This window comes from Methylobacterium sp. Gmos3, assembly GCF_056430985.1.
Genome location: NZ_JBWJYL010000010.1, coordinates 49,954 through 68,934 on the forward strand (window position 1 = coordinate 49,954; position 18,981 = coordinate 68,934).

17 protein-coding genes are annotated in these 18,981 nt (G+C 67.4%); 7 read left to right on the forward strand and 10 right to left on the reverse strand.

Features of this window, described 5'->3' with window-relative positions:
• Window positions 1-2: 2 nt before the first annotated feature.
• The 6 genes from deoC to ACS5Q7_RS20865 all read right to left on the reverse strand — a co-directional run bounded on the left by deoC (window position 3) and on the right by ACS5Q7_RS20865 (window position 4,590).
• Window positions 3-734: a deoxyribose-phosphate aldolase gene (gene deoC / locus ACS5Q7_RS20840; protein WP_478341179.1), complete on the reverse strand. Its 732-nt coding sequence runs from the start codon at window positions 732-734 to the stop codon at window positions 3-5.
• Complete coding sequence (locus tag ACS5Q7_RS20845; protein WP_478341180.1) at window positions 731-1,549, reverse strand: purine-nucleoside phosphorylase; 819 nt, start codon at window positions 1,547-1,549, stop codon at window positions 731-733. Before ACS5Q7_RS20845 ends, deoC begins: the two co-directional genes overlap by 4 nt.
• Window positions 1,546-1,962 (reverse strand): cytidine deaminase, encoded by a 417-nt coding sequence (gene cdd / locus ACS5Q7_RS20850; protein ID WP_478341181.1) that lies wholly within the window; start codon window positions 1,960-1,962, stop codon window positions 1,546-1,548. Before cdd ends, ACS5Q7_RS20845 begins: the two co-directional genes overlap by 4 nt.
• Before the next feature lie 42 nt (window positions 1,963-2,004).
• Window positions 2,005-2,751, reverse strand: coding sequence for an anti-sigma factor family protein (locus ACS5Q7_RS20855; RefSeq protein WP_478341182.1), 747 nt, complete (start codon window positions 2,749-2,751; stop codon window positions 2,005-2,007).
• Between the two features lie 78 nt (window positions 2,752-2,829).
• Window positions 2,830-3,426 carry a sigma-70 family RNA polymerase sigma factor gene (locus tag ACS5Q7_RS20860; RefSeq protein ID WP_478341183.1) on the reverse strand — a complete coding sequence of 199 codons (597 nt, stop codon included), beginning with the start codon at window positions 3,424-3,426 and terminating at the stop codon, window positions 2,830-2,832.
• A gap of 39 nt (window positions 3,427-3,465) precedes the next feature.
• The gene (locus ACS5Q7_RS20865) at window positions 3,466-4,590 is read right to left on the reverse strand and encodes a patatin-like phospholipase family protein (RefSeq protein ID WP_478341184.1); all 1,125 of its coding nucleotides are present in this window, start codon (window positions 4,588-4,590) and stop codon (window positions 3,466-3,468) included.
• A 241-nt stretch (window positions 4,591-4,831) separates the two neighbouring features.
• On the opposite strand from ACS5Q7_RS20865, the gene ACS5Q7_RS20870 reads away from it, so the two are divergent.
• Entirely contained in the window at window positions 4,832-5,992 is a 1,161-nt protein-coding gene (locus tag ACS5Q7_RS20870) for an iron-containing alcohol dehydrogenase (RefSeq protein ID WP_478341185.1), read from the forward strand.
• A 22-nt stretch (window positions 5,993-6,014) separates the two neighbouring features.
• On the opposite strand, the gene ACS5Q7_RS20875 is transcribed toward ACS5Q7_RS20870, so the two are convergent.
• The 4 genes from ACS5Q7_RS20875 to ACS5Q7_RS20890 form a co-directional block, all read right to left on the reverse strand.
• Window positions 6,015-7,856: a glycosyltransferase gene (locus ACS5Q7_RS20875; protein ID WP_478341186.1), complete on the reverse strand. Its 1,842-nt coding sequence runs from the start codon at window positions 7,854-7,856 to the stop codon at window positions 6,015-6,017.
• 42 nt (window positions 7,857-7,898) lie between these two features.
• Entirely contained in the window at window positions 7,899-8,204 is a 306-nt protein-coding gene (locus tag ACS5Q7_RS20880) for a glycosyltransferase family A protein (RefSeq protein WP_478341276.1), read from the reverse strand.
• A gap of 62 nt (window positions 8,205-8,266) precedes the next feature.
• A complete protein-coding gene (locus ACS5Q7_RS20885) occupies window positions 8,267-10,324 on the reverse strand; it encodes a glycosyltransferase family 2 protein (protein WP_478341187.1) in 2,058 nt (685 codons plus the stop codon).
• A 222-nt stretch (window positions 10,325-10,546) separates the two neighbouring features.
• Window positions 10,547-11,776 carry an ABC transporter substrate-binding protein gene (locus ACS5Q7_RS20890; protein ID WP_478341188.1) on the reverse strand — a complete coding sequence of 410 codons (1,230 nt, stop codon included), beginning with the start codon at window positions 11,774-11,776 and terminating at the stop codon, window positions 10,547-10,549.
• Window positions 11,777-12,033: 257 nt separating this feature from the next.
• On the opposite strand from ACS5Q7_RS20890, the gene cpaB reads away from it, so the two are divergent.
• The 6 genes from cpaB (at window position 12,034) to ACS5Q7_RS20920 (ending at window position 18,980) form a co-directional block, all read left to right on the forward strand.
• Window positions 12,034-12,846: a Flp pilus assembly protein CpaB gene (gene cpaB / locus ACS5Q7_RS20895; protein ID WP_478341189.1), complete on the forward strand. Its 813-nt coding sequence runs from the start codon at window positions 12,034-12,036 to the stop codon at window positions 12,844-12,846.
• Window positions 12,847-12,881: 35 nt separating this feature from the next.
• Window positions 12,882-14,417 (forward strand): type II and III secretion system protein family protein, encoded by a 1,536-nt coding sequence (locus ACS5Q7_RS20900; RefSeq protein WP_478341190.1) that lies wholly within the window; start codon window positions 12,882-12,884, stop codon window positions 14,415-14,417.
• Between the two features lie 37 nt (window positions 14,418-14,454).
• A complete protein-coding gene (locus ACS5Q7_RS20905; protein ID WP_478341191.1) occupies window positions 14,455-15,210 on the forward strand; it encodes a CpaD family pilus assembly protein in 756 nt (251 codons plus the stop codon).
• Between the two features lie 66 nt (window positions 15,211-15,276).
• Window positions 15,277-16,530: a CpaE/TadZ family protein gene (locus tag ACS5Q7_RS20910; RefSeq protein ID WP_478341192.1), complete on the forward strand. Its 1,254-nt coding sequence runs from the start codon at window positions 15,277-15,279 to the stop codon at window positions 16,528-16,530.
• A gap of 18 nt (window positions 16,531-16,548) precedes the next feature.
• Window positions 16,549-17,985, forward strand: coding sequence for a CpaF family protein (locus ACS5Q7_RS20915; protein WP_478341193.1), 1,437 nt, complete (start codon window positions 16,549-16,551; stop codon window positions 17,983-17,985).
• A 5-nt stretch (window positions 17,986-17,990) separates the two neighbouring features.
• Window positions 17,991-18,980 carry a type II secretion system F family protein gene (locus tag ACS5Q7_RS20920; RefSeq protein ID WP_478341194.1) on the forward strand — a complete coding sequence of 330 codons (990 nt, stop codon included), beginning with the start codon at window positions 17,991-17,993 and terminating at the stop codon, window positions 18,978-18,980.
• The last annotated feature ends 1 nt before the right edge of the window (window position 18,981 follow it).

Below are 18,981 nucleotides of genomic sequence, written 5' to 3' on the forward strand. Positions count from 1 at the left end.
CCTCAGCCCTCCCGCGCCTGCATCAGCACGCCGAACAAGCTGCTCGCCCCGAGCCGGAAGGTCGCGGGCCGCGCCCAGGCGGGACCCATCGCCCGGTCGGCGAGCGCCAGGTAGGTCCTGGCATCGTCCAGGGTGCGCAAGCCCCCGGAGACCTTCACTCCCGCCGGACGCCCGGAGGCCAGCACCGCGTCGAGGAGGATGCGCGCGGCCTCGGGCGTCGCCGAGACCGGGCTCTTGCCGGTGGAGGTCTTCAGGAAGTCGGCCCCGGCCGCCAGCGCCAGATCGGCGGCGGCGCGGATGGCGGTGGGGGTGCGCAGCTCGCCGGTCTCCAGGATGACCTTGAGCAGGGAATCGGGGCAGGTCTCGCGCACCGCCTCGATCACCTCCCGGGCCACCGCCTCGTCCCCGCGCAGGACAGCGCGGTAGGGCAGCACGAGGTCGATCTCCCCCGCCCCGTCGCGGCAGGCCTCGGCGGCATCGTCGGCCGCGCGGGCGGCATCCTCGTCGCCGGCGGGAAAGTTGATCACCGTCGCGATGCGGATGCCGGTGCCGGCGAGCCGTTCCACCCCCCGCGCCACGAAGGAGGGCCAGACGCAGATCGCCGCGACGCCCCCGGCACGGGCATCCCGGCAGAGGGCATCGACCTTGGTCTCGGTGCAGGTATCGCTGAGATCGGTCAGGTCCAGCAGGGCGAGCGCCCGTGTAGCGACGGCGCGGGATTCGTCGGTCGTCATGGGGTCTCTCCCGGCTCGGGCAGGGCGGCGGCGAAGGCGCGCACCAGCCGCGTGAGGTCGCCTGCGGCGGCGGCGGCCACCGCCTTGGTCTCGGCATGGTGGGGCGCGCCGCCCGCGATCCCCGCCGCGAGGTTCGTGACCGCCGAGACGGCCACGACCTTCAGGCCGAGGAAACGGGCGAGAAGGGTCTCGGGCACGGTCGACATGCCCACGAGGTCGGCCCCGAGGAGGCCCGCCATGCGCACCTCGGCGGGGGTCTCGAAGCTCGGGCCGGAGAACCACGCGTAGATCCCCTCGGCGAGCGGGATCCCCTCCCCCCGCGCGGCGTGCGCGAGCCGCGCGCGGAGGGCGGGATCGTAGGCATCGGTCATCGGCACGAAGCGGGCGTCGCTCGCCTCGCCGATCAGCGGGTTGAGGCCCGACAGGTTGATGTGGTCGGTGAGCAGGGCGAGCCGCCCTGGCCCGACCTCCGGCCGCAGCGAGCCGGCGGCGTTGGTGAGGAACAGGCAGCGCGCCCCGAGGTCGCGGGCGCAGGTCAGGGGCAGGCGCATGGCCGCCGGATCGCCGGTCTCGTAGGCGTGGGCGCGGCCCTCGAACACCAGCACCGGCCGCCCGGCGATGCGGCCCCGGTGCAGACGCCCGCGATGCCCGCTGACGCCCGCCCCCGGAAAGCCGGGAATCGCCACGTAGTCGAGGCTCGTGGCATCCTCCAGCCCCTCGGCCAGCGCCCCGAGGCCGGTTCCGGCCACCACGGCGCAGGCATACGGCCCCTGGAAGCCGGCCTCTCGCAGGGTCGCGAGGGCACGGCCCGTCACGACAGGGTCTCTGGGCCGAAGGAAGCGGGAAGCAGGCCGTCGAGGGTGTGGCGGGCGAGCACCCCCCCCGGCCCGGCGGCGAAGACGGGGGTGTCGGGGCCGGCGAATTCGCGGATGCGCTGGCGGCAGGCGCCGCAGGGGGTCACGGGCACGGCCCCGTCCGCGCAGACGAGGATGGCGGCGATCCGCCTGCCGCCGGCGGCGACCATGGCGGCGATGGCCCCCGCCTCGGCGCAGGTGCCGACCGGATAGGCCGCGTTCTCGACGTTGCAGCCGGCATGGAGAGCACCGGTTTCGTCACGCAGGGCCGCGCCGACGCTGAACCGGGAATAAGGCGCGTAGGCCCGTTGGCGGACGGCCAGGGCCGCCTCGAACAGGGCGCCGAGCCCTTCCTCTTCCGATCCCGCCCGCATGGCCCGTGTTTCGCACCAAGCGGGCCGCTCTGTCGAGGGCGCTCAGCCCCCGAGCAGGCTCGCCGCGCGCTGGAGCATCGGGTCGCGGGTCGGGCCGCTGACCGCGTAGGCATTGCCGCCGGAGGTCCACGCCAAGACGCGCCCCTCGGCGGTGTCGCCGAGCATGTGCGGGCTGGAGCGCCCATCGGCGCGGGTCGCGAACAGCGACACTTCGCCCAGCGATTCCGCTTCGAACGAGACCTCGATGCCGGTGCCGTGCCGCGACGGGAAGACCTGAAGGTCGCGCACCTTCCAGCCCTCGGGAAGGGGCGGCAGCTCGACGCCGGTGGCCACCCGCAGGCGGTCGCGGTCATAGGCAGCCGCATCCGCCGCCGTCACGGCGCGCAGCTGCGCCACGACGCGGGCTTGGCGCGCATCCTCCACGAGGCTCGCGTCCACGGTCGAGGCCAGGGTGTCCGGCACGCCGAAGCGGCCGATCTCGTCATGGGCGAGCCAGCCGGCCCCGACCATCACCGCGATGGCCGCCGCCCGCTTCATCCGAGAGGCGACCCGGCCCCAGCGGAGCGAGCGGTCGAGGCGCCGGGCCAGGGCGACGTTGCGGTCCGGACCGGGGCCGAGCCGCTCACGGAAGCTGGCGCGCAGGGCGTCGCGGTCGTGGAAATCGGCCATGACGCGGGCGGCGGCCTCCGGGTGGGCGGCCAGATGCGCCTCGATCTCGAGGCGGCGCATCGGGTCGATCTGCCCGTCGACGAAGGCGATGAGATCGCTGTCTGTGATCGGATCGATCATCGGTGACATCCTACGGTCTGCCGGTCTCCCGTCCGGCGTGACGGGCTCCCGGAAAGGGGGCGGGCGCAGCGCCCCGGATCACGATTCGCCCACGGCCCGCCGTGGGGCGCCGTTGCCGGTGACGAGCCGCAGGGGCGGACGCGCCGGCCGGGCCGGGTCCGGCGGTTCGTCCGCGTCGCGGCCGCGCCGCGCGCCCTCCTCGAAGGCGCGCAGGGCGGCGCGCCCGCGCCCGAGGCGGGACATCAGCGTTCCAATCGGGATGCCGAGCACGGCCGCCGCGTCGGCATAGGCCATGCCCTCGATGGTCACGAGGTGGAGCGCGGCGCGCTGCTCTTCCGGCAGGGTGGCGAAGGCCTCGCGGATCTGCGCGAGCCGCACCTGGCCCTCCTGGGCGGGCGGGCTCATCTCGTCGTGCATCCGCACGAGGGCGTCGGCGTGACGCAACTCGACCTGGCGACGGCGCTGCTCGTCGATGAAGACGTTGTGCAGCACCGTCATCATCCAGGTGCGCAGGTTGGTGTTGGGGCGCAGGGTCCCCTTCGCTTCCAGCGCGCGCACGAGGGTGTCGTGAACGAGGTCGTCGGCCTTCAGGGCGTCCCGCGTCAGGGCACGGGCATAGCGCCGGAGCGGCACCAGGAGGTCGACGATGTCCGGTAGGGCGTTCTTATCGGGCATGACAGGTGAACGCCCCGGGGCGGCGGATTAATCCCGGACTTATTGATAGGCCTCGCGCAGGTTGATGGTACAGGTCTGGCCCACCTGGTCGAAGTGCTGGCCGAGCCACGCCTGGGCCGCCGCGCGGCCCTTGTCGCGCAGGCGCAGGAACACCTTCCAGCGGGCGTCGAGCTTCGAGGCGGCGTTGTAATCCTCCAGCGCGTCGGTGCCGTCGATCCGGTGGATCAGCACGCGCTCGTAGCCGTTGCGCGCCAGCATCCCCTCCTCGATCAGCCCGTCCACGAAGTCGATCGCCCGCAATTCGCGCATCAGGTTGGCGTTGAAGGTGATCTCGTTCAGCCGGTCGCGGATCTCGGCCTCGGTGCGCGGGGTCTCCCGCCGCTCGACCGGGTTGATCTGCACCAGCAGGATGTCGCGGGTCTGCGCGCCCCGGTAGAGCGGATAGAGCGGCGGGTTGCCGAGATAGCCGCCATCCCAATAGGGCACGCCGTCGATCTCCACCGCCTGGAACACCGTGGGCAGGCAGGCCGAGGCCATCAGGTGATCGACGGTGAGGGTATCGCGCTCGAACACCGCGAGCTTGCCGGTCCAGACATTGGTGGCCGACACGTACACCCCCGCCGTCGGCGCGTCGCGCAGGCGCTCGAAATCCACCTGCTTCGCCAGGGCCTTGCGCAGCGGGTTGATGTTCAGCGGGTTCGACACGTAGGGGCTCGGCGTCAGCGCCTTGAGCCAGAACTCGGCAACGGGATTGCCCTTCCACAGGTTGAGCAGGCCCGAGACCATGTTGCGCTGCGTCGGGCCGAGATCGCCGTCGAGGCTCACCTCCCGCCAGAACTGCTCCAGCGCCTCGCGGGCGCCGTCCGGCCCGCCCTTGACCCAGCCGTCGACCATCACGACGGCGTTCATCGCCCCCGCGCTCGCGCCGGTCAGCGCCTCGAAGCCGAGCCGCCCGTCCTCGATCAGCGCATCGAGCACGCCCCAGGTGAAAGAGCCGTGCGCGCCGCCGCCCTGCAAGGCGAGGGCGACCGCCTTCTCGGCCTTCGGGCCGGCGAGGACGTGGCCCGCATAATGGGCGGTGTCGGGCGACACCATGTCCTGCGAATGCTCGGGGACGGCGGTGGCGGGGTTGTGCGGCTCGGCGCCGTGGGGATGCTCGCTCATGTCTGCCTCCTTTCTCTGCCGGAAAAGATCGGGGGGACGCTGACCGGCCGCAACGGCCGTTTTTGCAATGCAGCAATCCGCCATCGAACGCGCCAGGGCGAGAGCGGTTCATGGTCGGACAGTGCGATACTGCACGGGTGAAGCCTCCGAACCTGTCAGGATCCGTGGTTTCGCGAGGCGCGCCCGAGGCCTATGCAGGCAGGTGAAAGGCCCCGTGCAGCCGGGCCGCATGGAGGACACAATGGTCGCGTCGATCGCCCTGCCGCGCCTGATGCGCGTCGGCGCCGGGGCTTCCCGGCTCCTGCCGGAGGTGCTCGGCCAGCTCGGCCTGTCCCGTCCCTTCGTCGTCACCGATCCGTTCCTGGCGGGCAGCGGCGCGGTGGAGACCCTGACGGAGCGGCTCACCGCCGGTGGGGTGAAGGCGCGGATCTTTTCGAAGACGGTGCCGGACCCGACGGTGGCCTCGGTCGACGCGGCGCTCGCCGCGCTTCAGGAGGGGGATTACGATTGCGTCGTCGGCTTCGGCGGCGGCTCTCCCATGGACACAGCCAAGGCGGTGGCGGTGCTCGCCCGGCACGGCGGCCCGATGCGTCGCTACAAGGCGCCCCACATGCAGGAGGAGGCGGGCCTGCCCATCGTGGCGATCCCGACCACCGCCGGCACCGGATCGGAGGCGACGCGCTTCACCATCGTCACCGACGAGGCCAACGACGAGAAGATGCTCTGCATCGGCCTCGCTTACCTGCCGGTGGCGGCGCTGGTCGATTACGAGCTGACGCTGACCAAGCCGAAGCGCCTCACGGCCGACACGGGCATCGATGCGCTCACCCACGCCATCGAGGCCTATGTCTCACGCCGGTCGAACATCTTCTCGGACGGGCTCGCCCTGCAGGCGATGGGGCTGATCGCCCCGAACCTGCGCCGGGTCTGGACCGACCCCGGCGACCGCGCCGCCCGCGAGGCGATGATGCTCGGCGCGACCCAGGCCGGCATCGCCTTCTCGAACGCCTCCGTGGCCCTGGTCCATGGGATGAGCCGGCCGATCGGCGCGCATTTCCACGTAGCGCACGGCCTGTCGAACGCGATGCTGCTGCCGGCGGTGACGGCCTTCTCGGCCTCCGGCGCGGTGGCCCGCTACGCGGCCTGCGCCCGGGCGATGGGCGTGAAGTCCGGCCCCGGCGACGAGGCGGCGGTCGCGGCGCTGGTCAACGAGCTGCGCGCCCTCAACGACGATCTCGACGTGCCGAGCCCGCAGGAATACGGCCTCGACGCCGGCAAGTGGGAGGCGCTGATCCCGACCATGGCCGAGCAGGCCCTGGCCTCCGGCTCGCCGGGCAACAACCCGCGCGTGCCGAACGCGGAGGAGATCGCCGCGCTCTACCGGGAGGTGTGGGCGGGGTAGCGGGGGCGCGCTGCTCGCTCCCTCAGGCCGAAAGCAGGCGATCGTAATCGGCCGCCAGCGTCTTGGACGAGAAATCGCGCAGAAGCCGTTCGTGGCTGGCTTGGAGTTCTCCCCGGAGGCGCGGCAGCTGAGTGAGCCAGTGTCGGAAGGCCGGCTCGCTGTCCGACCAGTCGTCGACGATGAGGCCACCGCCGTACGCTTTCTGAACGATGCCGACATCGCCCACATCCGTGGACAGGAATGGAATTCCCATCGCCATGCATTCGAGAAGGGCAATCGGGAGCCCTTCATAATCCGAACAGATGACGAGGCCATCGATACAGGCGCCGATATCGCTCGCGCACTCGAAGTACTTCACGAAAGCGACGTGGCCGAGCTTCCTTTGTGCCACGTCGGCTTTCAGGCCCTCCTCGAGCGGCCCTTGCCCAATGACGGCGAACTGAGCCGATGGGAGGCCGCTGTGGTGGGCCGCCGCCAGATCGATGAAACGGTCCACCCGCTTCTGGGGGGAGAGGCGGCCGATCAAGGCGATCCTGATGCCGTCTCCGGAGAGGCCGAATTTGCTTTCGAGGGACCGGCGCCTCTCGCGCTTCTCCTGCACGTCACACACGCGTTCGAGCGCAATCGCCGGATAGATCAGTTCGATCTTCTGTTCCGGGATCCGGTATGTGCCCGTGAAGCGATCCTTGATCCGACGATTGACCGCGATGAACCGGTCGGATGCCAGGATTCCGGGATTCCAGAAAGACCCGATCCAACCGGCACGATCATCGTAAACCTGCTGATCGATGATCTTCGCCTGATCCAGCAGGAGTCTCAGCGCAGCGGCATGCTCGACGAGCCACGTCGCCCCATTGATGATCCAGGCATGACTGGGCTTGAGCGCCGCGACGATCGCCGCAAGACCGTCCAGGCAAGCGTCCGAAGGGATAAGATGGCCGAAATCGACGGCGGGAACGTCGAGCTCGTCCAATTGATGATGAAGCGAGCCGACACTCGTCGTATGCCGCTCAAACGTGACAAGTACGAAACGATATCTGTGGCGAAGATGGCGGATGATTTCGACGGTGTTACGCTCTACGCCACCGACCGCAAAGAAACCCGATAAGATGAGGATCGCCGGGCGGTCATCTGCGGGGAGGAGATCGGCGATCTCATGGCGTACGCCCTCCGGCTTCTCGCCTTCGCTCCCGCCGCGACCATGCGATGACACATAGATCGTATCTTTCTCCGGCGAATCGGAGGATTCCGGAATGCAAGCCGGAACGAGACGAAGGACTGGGCGACCTATCGCGCGATGATAGACGGCACTGGCCAGCATCTTTCGTCGATGAAAAGCATCAACCTGCTCATTTCGCTGTTGCCGCATGTCGGGGATGGTCGGCGCCACCCTGTGACCTCTGAAGAACGCCTGGCCATTAGCTGATAAATGCCGATTGCCGGCCAAAGCCGAGCGGAATGGCTCGCTGTCGCCCAAACCCGGAAAGTCCGCCCGCAGGGCGCAGATCATTCTCAAGACCTCGCTGTCGACGAGGACGCCGCTTTCCTTGATCGTGTTGGTTCCGTGGAGACGGTATTTCGTCAGGAACGCGCTCGATGCTACGACACGTCCGCACAGGTACGCGCGGATCGCAAAATCCCAATCGTGAACGTATCTATAGGGTGCAAATCCACCAATTCTATCGAATAAATCGCGATTGAAGATCATATTGCTCGTTGTCGCGATGTAATTCTGGCACAGCAAGCGTCGCAGCATCGCCGTATCCGAGAGGTCGCGATCATGGATGCTCGACGGAAATGCGTATTCGGGATCGGCCGGTCCCCGCTTCGACCCGATACCGCGCCCCTCCGCGTCGATCAGCAAGAGGGAGCCGGCGATCAAATCCGGCTTTGCGGCGCGGATGATCTAACGTGCAACTTGGAAGCGATGTGGGACGAACACGTCATCCGAGTTCAAGACAGCGAGCCATTGACTACGCGACTCACGGCACAGTTGATTCAGTCTCGCATGGCAGCCGACGTTGACCCCTCCGTCATCGAGGATGCGGACACGCGCATTCCCCTGAAACGACCGAATGATAGCCCTTGAGGCATCCGTCGAACCATCATCGACAACCAGCACCTCAGACACGGTCCTGTCCACGAGTGCCGAGTTGATGGCTTGGGCCACGTATCTTTCATGATTGTAGACAGGTATTAAGACCGAAAACATAATGTCATTTTCTGTTACGTTCAAAGATAATTTGGTTCATTGGACAATCCAATTGACTGGCTTCAACCGAACCAGTCTGCAACTTCGCAGCTGATCGATCGCCTGAGTTTCTTCAGGAATTGGTCGAGGGCGAAATTCAGACCCACGCCAAGATTATCCTCCCGGTCGGCGGCAGCGTTCAGGTACCCAGTGAGAAATGCAAATTCAAAGAAAGCAGATATTAACTCCTTATGGTACCCGTCCAATCCAAGCCGCCCTTTTGAATCCAAAATGTTGATCCACGCTCTAATCCCTTCAAAAACCGCCAAGTTGTCGGCAACATGCGTGTCCGCAGCGTTTGATCGCAATTTGATGACGGTGGAGATTTCGGAAAGGTTGAGAAGATCGGCGACCTCTGGATGCTTGTCGATAAAGACATTCGCCATCATGCCAGCGTTGAGCTGACGCTGCACAAAAGTGTCGAATGTGTAGGGATGGAAGTGGCACCCGACCGACATCGGATCATAGTAGATACAAAAACCCGGCAGCTTCTTGCCAACGCGGTAGGCAAATTCGGTATCTTCGAACCCGTAGAGATTAAAGTCGCTTGAAAATCCATCTTCAAACCAGTCATCGACGATCTCGCGCTTGACTGATATGTTTGATGTATAGAAAAATCTGAAATCATAGTACGTATAGGGAACCATGTCTGAAAAGCCGAACTGCTCCCCTTGTCTGCCTTGAATATGCGACATGACGAAATTGTTCGGCAAAAAATGAGCGCTCGGCCAAACAACCTTTCCGAGCATTGCATGATCGACGCTATTGTATCTCTGGTGAAATTCGCTGTGCGCACGGAAGAAATCGTCGTTCTGTGGGCGGATATCGTCGCCTAGAAACAGGATGACATCGTGCGAAGCGATCTGCGCTCCTTCGTTTCGCGCCGCACCCGGGCCTCTGTTTTGAGTTCGGAGAGGTACGAGTGTCGATTCCGGGAAGGATAGTTGACGGAGGAAATCGTATGTTCCATCCGTCGAGCCATCATCAACAACGATATATTCGATCGGAACACCGCCACGGTACATCTCACAGGCTTCCAACGTAGCCTTGAGACAGTCGACGCGATTGTAGGTTGGGATCACGACGGTGAGGGGATGCCACCCTCCGTTCCCGGGCAAGACTCCACCGTTGCGAGATGGGCCGGTGGCGGGCGCCAAGGTGCTCCTCCTCGACAACCGTGTCTGCCGCCCTTCGTCCAGACCGAAGACGACGTAATGGACGAGGGGATTGATCGATGCTTCCTTTACATCGGGGTTGAGACGCAGATAATCGGACGTGCTGAAGCCTTCGTTGGGATCGAGCCCGCGCTTGGCACCAATACTCAGATAGTGGCTGACCGGTATGCCGACATCGTCTTCGCGGAAGGACGCGATTTGATTGACGTAGAACCGGCTGTGAAAACGCGGGTGCGGATCGCGCAGCTCTGCGGCGCCGTTCGTGACAAAATGCTCGAGAGGATTTTCGCCGGCGACTTGAACGTCGGGGTTCTGTTCCAAATAAAAACTCAGCGAGAACAGAGGATGTGGGTCCGCGCCAAGTTTCATTCCTTCGGACATGAACAGAGCGAATGGCTCCCGACACGCCTCCTTGACGTCGGGAGGGAGTTGCTCAAGGAAATAGGCGATATCGAAGAGCGTGATCTCCGGCCAGGGCTGCTTCTGCCAATCACGCAGATAGACCAGCAGCGGATGTTCGCTCTCATCCGACAGGCCCATCGACCGGGCCATGCGTTGGGCTTGGAAGAATGGGCTGGTCGAACGCCCTTCCTTGGCACCATGCTTCAGAAAATGAACCAGCGGACAGACGTCGCCGGCGCGAACGTCTGAATAAGTCTTGAGATACCAAGCAGTCGAGAAATACGGACTAGGATCTCGCCCCTCACGCCATCCGATATTGAGATAATGCGCTGCGGCACCGCCCGGCGCCAGCCCGCCGATCTGCTTCGCATACCAAACCTTATCGAAGATCGGGCAGTTGGCGACTTGTGCGATCTGGGTCTTTCTGCGGACCGAAAGAGTGAGCCCGGACCTGATAGGACCGTACATCGCATTCCATCTTTCAATGGCGCGACTTTGCGTCATAGGACGCACTTTGACATTCCGGCCACAGAGCTACAATCTGGTGGAAGTTGTCGTACGCGCTTTACAATCAGGCGCTCAATAGACCACCAAGTTACGGCGCCGCAACAAATCTATCGTTGTTTTTGAATATTGATTGACATCTTACGGTAGAGCCTTGGCTCGCCGTCCTTTCGATCACCTCCGGCGCGCCGTCGCACGCCGGAGGACCGTTGCCTTCTGTCCTTACTTCCCCGCCACCAGCGGGCAGCCGCTCTCGGCCTCGGTGGCGTAGGCTTCCTTGCCGGGAATGGTGGAGACCAGCTTGTAGAGATCCCACTCGCCCTTCGAATCGGCGGTCTTCTTGATCTCGAACAGGTACATGTCGTGCACCATCAGGCCCGTCTGCTGGACGTGGCCGTTATGGGTGAACACGTCGTCCACCGGCAGTTCCTTCAGCTTGGCGTTGACGGCATCGGTCTCGTCCGTGCCCGCCGCCTTCACCGCCTTCAGGTAGGACAGCACCGCCGAGTAGGTGCCAGTCTGGATCATGTTCGGCATCCGGCCCGTGCGCTTCATGAATCGCTGGCCGAAGGCCCGGGTCTCGTCGTTGAGGTCCCAGTACCAGCCCTCGGTGAGCGTCAGGCCCTGCGCCGCCTTGATGCCGAGGCCATGGACCTCCGAGAGGGTGAAGAGCAGCGCGGCGAGCTTCTGGCCGCCGTCGGTGATGCCGTATTCGGCCGCCTGCTTGATCGAGTTCGAGGTATCGAGCCCGGCATTGGCAAGGCCGATCACCTGCGCCTTCGACCCCTGCGCCTGAAGCAGGAACGAGGAGAAGTCCTGGCCGGACAGGGGATGGCGCACGGAGCCCACCACCTTGCCGCCATTGGCCTTGACCACGGCGGTGGTGTCGTTTTCCAGGGCCGTGCCGAAGGCGTAGTCGGCGGTGAGGAAGAACCACGTCTTGCCCCCTGCCCGCGTCAGCGCCCCGCCGGTGCCGACGGCCAGCGCGTGCGTGTCGTAGGCCCAGTGGTAGCCGTAGGGAGTGCAGGCCTTGCCGGTGAGATCGCTGGAGGCCGCGCCCGTCGTGATGGTGATCTTCTTCTTCTCCTTGGAGAGGCCCTGCACCGCGAGCGCCACCGAGGAGGTCGTCAGTTCCATGATCGCGTCGACGCCGTCGCGGTCGTACCATTGGCGCGCGATGCCCGAGGCGATGTCCGGCTTGTTCTGGTGGTCGGCCGAGACGATCTCGATCGGCACCCCGCCGACCTTGCCGCCCATGTCCTCGATGGCCATCTTCGCCGCCTCGACGGAGCCGGTGCCGCCGAACTCGGCGTAGAGGCCGGACTGATCGTTGAGGATGCCGATCTTCACTACGTTGCCCGAATAGGCACCCTGTGCCGCGGCGGGGCCCGAACCGAGCGCCGAACCCGCGAGGACGGCCGCGAGCGCCGCGCCGCCGATACCCTTCACCATGCGTCCCATCCCGTCGTCTTCGAGAATCCCAGCCTGCTGACGGGCCGGGTCGAGCGCGAGCCTAGGGCAAGCCTGGAAGCGGCGCCACGGCAGGAACCACGGGGACGTGACGGTTCGCGACACCTTTCGCGCGGTGAGACAAGCCCCGCGGCGCTCCGGTCAGCAAGATTTAACCATGTTTACACCAATCGAGCGCAACTTCCGGTCATGTCCGCCGACCCGGCGCTCCGCAGACTCCAGGCCCGACCGGAAGCTCGATGAAACCCGCCCGCCTCGCCGTGCTCGGCATCGCCCTCCTCGCGGGCAGCGGGGCAGCCTACCTGATGGGAGGCAGCCCCCCGCCTCCGCCCCCTTCGCCGGAGAAGGTCGTTCAGGCACCGCCGCCACCCACGACCGACGTTCTGGTTGCAGCCGCCGACGAGCCGATGGGGCAGGTGCTCCAGGCGGCCGACCTGCGCTGGCAGAACTGGCCCGAATCGGCGGTCTCCCCCGGCTTCGTGACCCGCAAGGACAAGCCCGACGCCCTGGAGACGACGGTCGGCGCCACGGTGCGCTCGCCCTTCCTCGCCGGAGAGCCGATTCGCGCGCAGAAGCTCGTCCGGCCCGAGAGCGGCTTCATGGCCGCGATCCTGCCGGCCGGCATGCGGGCGGTGGCCATCGTCACCGACAGCCGGGGCACCAACTCGGCCGGCGGCTTCATCCTGCCGAACGACCGGGTCGACGTGATCCGCACCTTCCGCGACGACGCCGCGTCCAAGACGGCGGGGTCGGACGTGCAGGTCTCGCAGACGATCCTGCGCGACATCCGTGTGCTGGCCGTGGGCCAGCTCATCCAGGAAAAGAACGGGACCAACGTGGTCACGGGCGAGACCGCGACGCTCGCCCTCACGCCGCCCCAGGCCGAGACGGTGACGCTGGCCCAGAAGATCGGGTCGCTCTCCCTGGCGCTGCGCAGCCTCGCCGATGCGGGCCACACCGCCGACACCGAAACACCGGTCGCCGAGGCGGCCGGTCCCGAACCGGGGCTGACCGTGGTGCGCTTCGGCATCACCCGGCAGCACACGCCGTGAGCGCCATGACGGTTCGCGACAGGAAGGCTCGCGCCATGATCGACCGCCCCGCCGCCCCGCGCCGCCTCGGCGCCCTGGCGCTCGCCGCCCTCACGGCCCTGCCGGGTCCGGCGGCGGCGCAATTGCGCGGCTCGCAGGAGCGCGGCACCCTCGGGCCGGCGCCAATCGTCACCGTGGGCGCGGCGGAGGCGAACACCAGCCGCCGGGTCGAACTGACCGCCGGCCGCTCGATGATCGTCGACCTGCCGCGGGACGCGAAGGAAGTGTTCGTCGCCAATCCGGCGGTGGCGAACGCCGTGGTGCGCTCGACCCGCAAGGTGTTCGTGATCGGCATGGCCGATGGCGCCACCACCATCTTCATCATGGATGCGGAAGGCCGCCAGATCGCGGCCCTCGACGTCACCGTCGCCCGCGACCTGAACCTCAGCACCCTGCGCGAGCTGCTCCTGCAGAGCATCCCCACCGGGCGGTTCGACGTGCGCTCCTCCGGCGCCTCGGTGCTGCTCTCCGGCTCCGTGAATTCCTCGGCCGAGGCGCAGCAGGCGATCGACATCGCCAACGCCTTCGTCGGCCTTGGCTCCGGCGGCGCCACGGGCGGGGGCTCCACGGGCGGCGTCGCCGCCGGCGTGCGCGGCGCGGTGATCAACAACCTCACGATCCGCAACAAGGATCAGGTGATGCTGCGCGTCACCGTGATGGAGGTCTCGCGCAACGCCATCAAGCAGTTCGGCGTGAACCTGAACGGCAACTGGTCGGCCATCAACCCGCTCGGGTCGCTGGCGACCTCGCCCGCGCTCAGCAACCCGACCGCCTTCCCGATCACCGGCGGCAGCACGGGCAGCGGCCAGTTCCAGGCCTCGGCGCAGGGGGCGGGCTTCTCGCTCACGGCGACCGTCAAGGCCCTGGAACAAGCCGGCGTCTCGCGCATCCTCGCCGAGCCGACGCTGACCGCGATCTCCGGCGAGGCGGCGAAGTTCCTCGCCGGCGGCGAGTTCCCGGTTCCCTCCTCGGCCTCCTGCACCACCGGCTCCTGCACGCCGGGCATCGAGTTCAAGCAATACGGCGTGGCGCTCTCGTTCACGCCGGTCGTGCTCGCCGACAACCGCATCTCGATCCGTGTCGCCACCGACGTGACCGAGATCGATCCGCAGCAGAGCTTCAACTACACGTTCGGCTCCGCGTCGGTCGCCGTCCCGGGCACGCGGGTCCGCCGCTCCGAGACGACGGTGGAACTGCCCTCCGGCGGCGTGATGATGACCGCCGGCCTCATCCAGCAGGTCAACAAGCAGGCGCTCACCGGCCTGCCGGGCCTGATCAACCTGCCGATCCTCGGCGCCCTGTTCCGCTCCCGCGATTACCAGCGCCAGGAGACGGAGCTGATGATCATGGTGACGCCGTACATCGCCAAGCCGGTCGAGCCGCGTCAGGTCACCCGGCCGGACGACAACCTCGTCGACACGCCCGACACCCAGGCCGTGCTGCTCGGCCAGTTCAACCGCCTTTACGGCAAGGTCGGCGCCCCGCCGCTGGCTCCCACCTATCGCGGCCGCGTCGGCTTCATCGTCGAGTAGCCCCCCACCGAGCGCGGCCCGACCGCCGAGGACCGAGATGACCGGACGCACGACGCCCGCCCCCTCGCCGATTGTCACCAGGCTGCGGTTGCAGCTCGCCTGTGCCTGCGCGCTGGCGGCCCTGGCCGGCGCCTGCAAGACCGAGCCGCCCGTGACGGGGGCGATCACCCCCTCCGACTACCGCGCCCGTCACCCGATCGTGCTGGCGGACGGCACCCGCAGCCTCGACGTGTTCCCCACCGGCCCCGGCCATCTCGACCCCCGCCAGGGGGACGACGTGGACGCCTTCATGCTCGAATACCGCCGCTACGGGCGGGGGGGCATGCTGATGGAGGTGCCGCGCGGCCTGCCTCCGGCCCAGGCGGCGGCCACCGAGCGGACGGCGGGCCACATCCTGCAGCGGGCGGGCCAGGACGGCGTGGCCCGGCGCGACATCGTCGCCAACCCCTACGCGGTGGCCGCCCCCGGGCTCGCCGCGCCGATCCGCCTCAGCTTCCAGCGGATGCAGGCCAAGGTGGCCGATGCCTGCGGGACCTGGCCCCAGGATCTCGGCGCCAGCGACTTCGCGCGGGACAACAGCAACAAGCCCTTCTGGAATTTCGGCTGCTCGACCCAATCGATGGTGGCCGCCCAGGTCGCCGACCCGGTCGACCTCGTGCGCGGGCGCCCGGAGGGCCGGATCGACTCGGTCAAACGCATTCGCGACGTCGGCCAGCTGCGCGACGGCAAGGATCCGTCAACCCAGTGGCGTCAGGATGGGCAGACATCCGTGAAGGCGCAGGTCGGCAACTGATGTGTCACGCCGAGGCCTGGGTGGCCCCGGCGCCGAATAGTGAGTTTCAACCCCGAGAGTCCGTTGATGTCGGAGCAGAGCGAGACGGCCGAGCGCGTGATCGCCCCGGTGCCCCGGATCACGATTCAGGCCTTCTGCGAATTGTCCGAGACGGCGGCCATGATCGAGGCCGCCGCCGAGGACAGGCGTTTGCAGCGGGCCAGGGTCAAGGTCCGCATGGGCGGCGGCGCGGCCGCCATCGAGGCCTTCCGGCACGCCCCGACCCCGAACGTCATCGTCCTTGAGGTGCAGGGCGCGCGCTCGAAGCCGCTGGAATGCCTCGATGCCCTGGCCGAGGTCTGCGACGAGGGCACCCGCGTCGTGGTGATCGGCCACCTGAACGACGTGACGCTCTACCGCCAGCTCCTGCAACGGGGCGTGTCGGACTACCTGATGGCGCCGGTCGAGCCGCTGACGCTGATCGCCTCCATCTCCGAGATGTTCACCGCCGCCGGGGTCAAGCCGATCGGGCGGACCATCTCCGTCTTCGGCGTGCGCGGCGGCATCGGCGCCTCGACCGTGGCGCACAACCTCGCTTGGTCCATCGCCCGCAACCAGGGCGTGCCGACCGTGATCGCCGATCTCGACATCGGCTTCGGCACCGCCTCGCTCAACTTCAACCAGGATCCGCCCCAGGGCATCGCGGAGGCGGTCTTCGCCCCCGAGCGCCTGGACGCCGCGCTGGTCGAGCGGCTGCTCTCGAAGTGCAGCGACAACCTCAGCCTGCTCTCGGCGCCCGCGAGCCTCGACCGGACCATCGACCTGTCCGAGCCCGCCTTCGACACGCTGATCGAGCACCTGCGGGCGAGCGTGCCCTGCCTCGTCCTCGACGTGCCGCACCAGTGGAACGCCTGGACGAAGCGCGTGCTCGCCGCCTCCGACGAGATCCTCGTCGTCGCCGGACCGGACCTCGCCTCCCTGCGCAACACCAAGAACCTCCTCGGCGCCCTGAAGCACGGACGGCCCAACGATGCGCCTCCGCGCGTGCTGCTGAACGGCAGCGGCATGTCCAAGCGGCCGGAGATCGCCGCGGCCGAGTTCGCCAAGGCGCTCGACGTGCCGCTGGCGGCCACCATCCCGTTCGATCCGTCCCTGTTCGGCACCGCCGCCAACAACGGCCAGATGATCGCCGAGGTGCAGCCCGGCTCCAAGGTGGCCGAGCTGTTCAACGATCTCGCCGCCGCCGCCGTCGGCCGGGTGGAAACGCGGCGCAAGGGCGGGGGCGCGAGCCTGCTCGAGCCGCTGCTCGCCAAGCTCGCCGCCCGCCGCAAGGCCTCGTGATGCGGATCCGCAACCATCATGTTCGGTAGACGGCAAACCGGCTCGACCTCTTCGCCTCCGCCCCTTCCTCAGGCGCGGACGGTGCAGCAGCCCGCCCCCCTGCCCGCCCCGGCGCGCGACGCCCCCCAGCCGGCGCGTCAGGCGCCGATCGTGGTCGAGGCCGCGCGCTCGGACGACTATTACCGCACCAAGAGCCTGATCTTCGGCGCCCTGATCGAGGCGATCGACCTGACGCAGCTCGCCCATCTCGACGCGGAGACGGCGCGCGAGGAAATCCGCGACATCGTCACGGAGATCATCGGGCTCAAGAACATCGTCCTGTCGATTTCCGAGCAGGAGGAACTGCTCGACGACATCTGCAACGACGTGCTGGGCTACGGCCCGCTCGAACCGCTGCTCGCCCGCGACGACATCGCCGACATCATGGTCAACGGCGCCGGCCGGACCTTCATCGAGGTCTCCGGCAAGATCCAGCTCACCAACGTGCGGTTTCGCGACAACCAGCAGTTGATGAACATCTGCCAGCGCATCGTGAGCCAGGTGGGCCGGCGCGTCGACGACGCCTCGCCGATCTGCGACGCGCGCCTGCCGGACGGGTCCCGCGTCAACGTCATCGCCCCGCCGCTGGCCATCGACGGCCCGGCCCTGACGATCCGTAAGTTCAAGAAGGACAAGCTCACCCTCGACCAGCTCGTCCGCTTCGGCGCGATCTCCCCCGAGGGCGCCGAGGTCCTGAAGATCATCGGCCAGTCCCGCTGCAACGTCGTGATCTCCGGCGGCACCGGCTCCGGCAAGACGACGCTGCTCAACTGCCTCACCGCGTTCATCGAACTCGACGAGCGCGTCATCACCTGCGAGGACGCGGCGGAACTCCAGCTCCAGCAGCCGCACGTGGTGCGCCTCGAAACCCGGCCCCCCAACATGGAGGGCCAGGGTCAGGTCACGATGCGCGACCTCGTGAAGAACTGCCTGCGTATGCGCCCCGAGCGGATCATCGTCGGCGAGGTGCGCGGCCCGGAGGCGTTCGACCTCCTCCAGGCCATGAACACCGGCCACGACGGCTCGATGGGCACGCTGCACGCCAACAGCCCGCGCGAGTGCCTGTCGCGTATCGAATCGATGATCTCCATGGGCGGTTTCACCCTGCCCTCGAAGACGCTGCGCGAGATGATCTGCGGCTCGATCGACGTGATCATCCAGGCGACCCGCCTGCGCGACGGCTCGCGCCGCATCACCCACATCACCGAGGTGCTGGGGATGGAGGGCGAGGTCATCACCACCCAGGACATCTTCCTCTACGACATCCTCGGCGAGGACGCGAACGGCAAGATCATCGGCCGCCACCGGGCGACCGGCGTGGGCCGCCCGCGCTTCTGGGAGCGGGCCCGCTATTACGGCCTGGAAAGCCGCCTCGGCGCGGCCCTCGACGCCGCCGAAGTCGTCGAGGGGGCCTGACGTCCATGCCCGATCTCGGCTCCCTCCTGCCCGGCCTGCCCATCGCCACGGGGCTCGTGGGCGTGGCCGTCGCGCTGATCACCTATGCCGGCATCATCGCCCTGATGCCGGGGGAGCGGCGGGCGAGCAAGCGCCTGAAGCTCATCGCCGTGACCAACCCGACCGCGACGAGCCGGAGCGGCGGCGCCAACCGGCGCGATCAGGTCGCCAAGACGCTGAGCGAGATCGAGGCCAAGGCCAAGGGCGCGACGAAGGTCACTCTGGACCTGAAGATCGCCCGCGCCGGACTCGACTGGACCATCAAGACCTACTGGACCTTCGCCGGGGTCGCCGGGTTCGTCGTCGCCTTCTTCCTGTATCTGCTCACCGACAGCGTGTTCGCGGCCCTCGGCGGCGCCTTCTTCGGGGCCTTCGGCCTGCCGCCCTACCTGCTGCGCCGCCTGCGCCTGCGCCGGGTCGCGAAGTTCAACAAGGAACTGCCCAACGCCGTCGACGTGGTGGTGCGCGGCATCAAGACCGGCATCCCGGTGGGCGATTGCTTCCGCATGGTCTCGCGCGAGGCGGAGGAGCCCCTGCGCGGCGAGTTCCGCACCGTCGTCGAGACGCAGGCGCTGGGCCTCTCCCTCGGCGAGGCGGTGGCCCGGCTGCACGAGCGGGTGCCCACCGCCGAGGTGAACTTCTTCTCGATCGTCATCAACATCCAGCAGCAATCGGGCGGCAACCTGTCCGAGGCGCTGAGCAACCTCTCGCGGGTGCTGCGCGACCGCGCCAAGATGCGGGGCAAGATCCAGGCGATGAGCATGGAGGCCAAGGCCTCCGCCTCGATCATCGCCGCCCTGCCCTTCGGCGTGGCGGGGATCACCACCCTCACCAGCCCCGACTACATCTCGCTGCTCTGGACGACCGACGCCGGCAAGATCGCCCTGGTGGGCTCGGCGATCTGGATGACCATGGGCATCCTGGTCATCAAGAAGATGATCGCCTTCGAAATCTGAC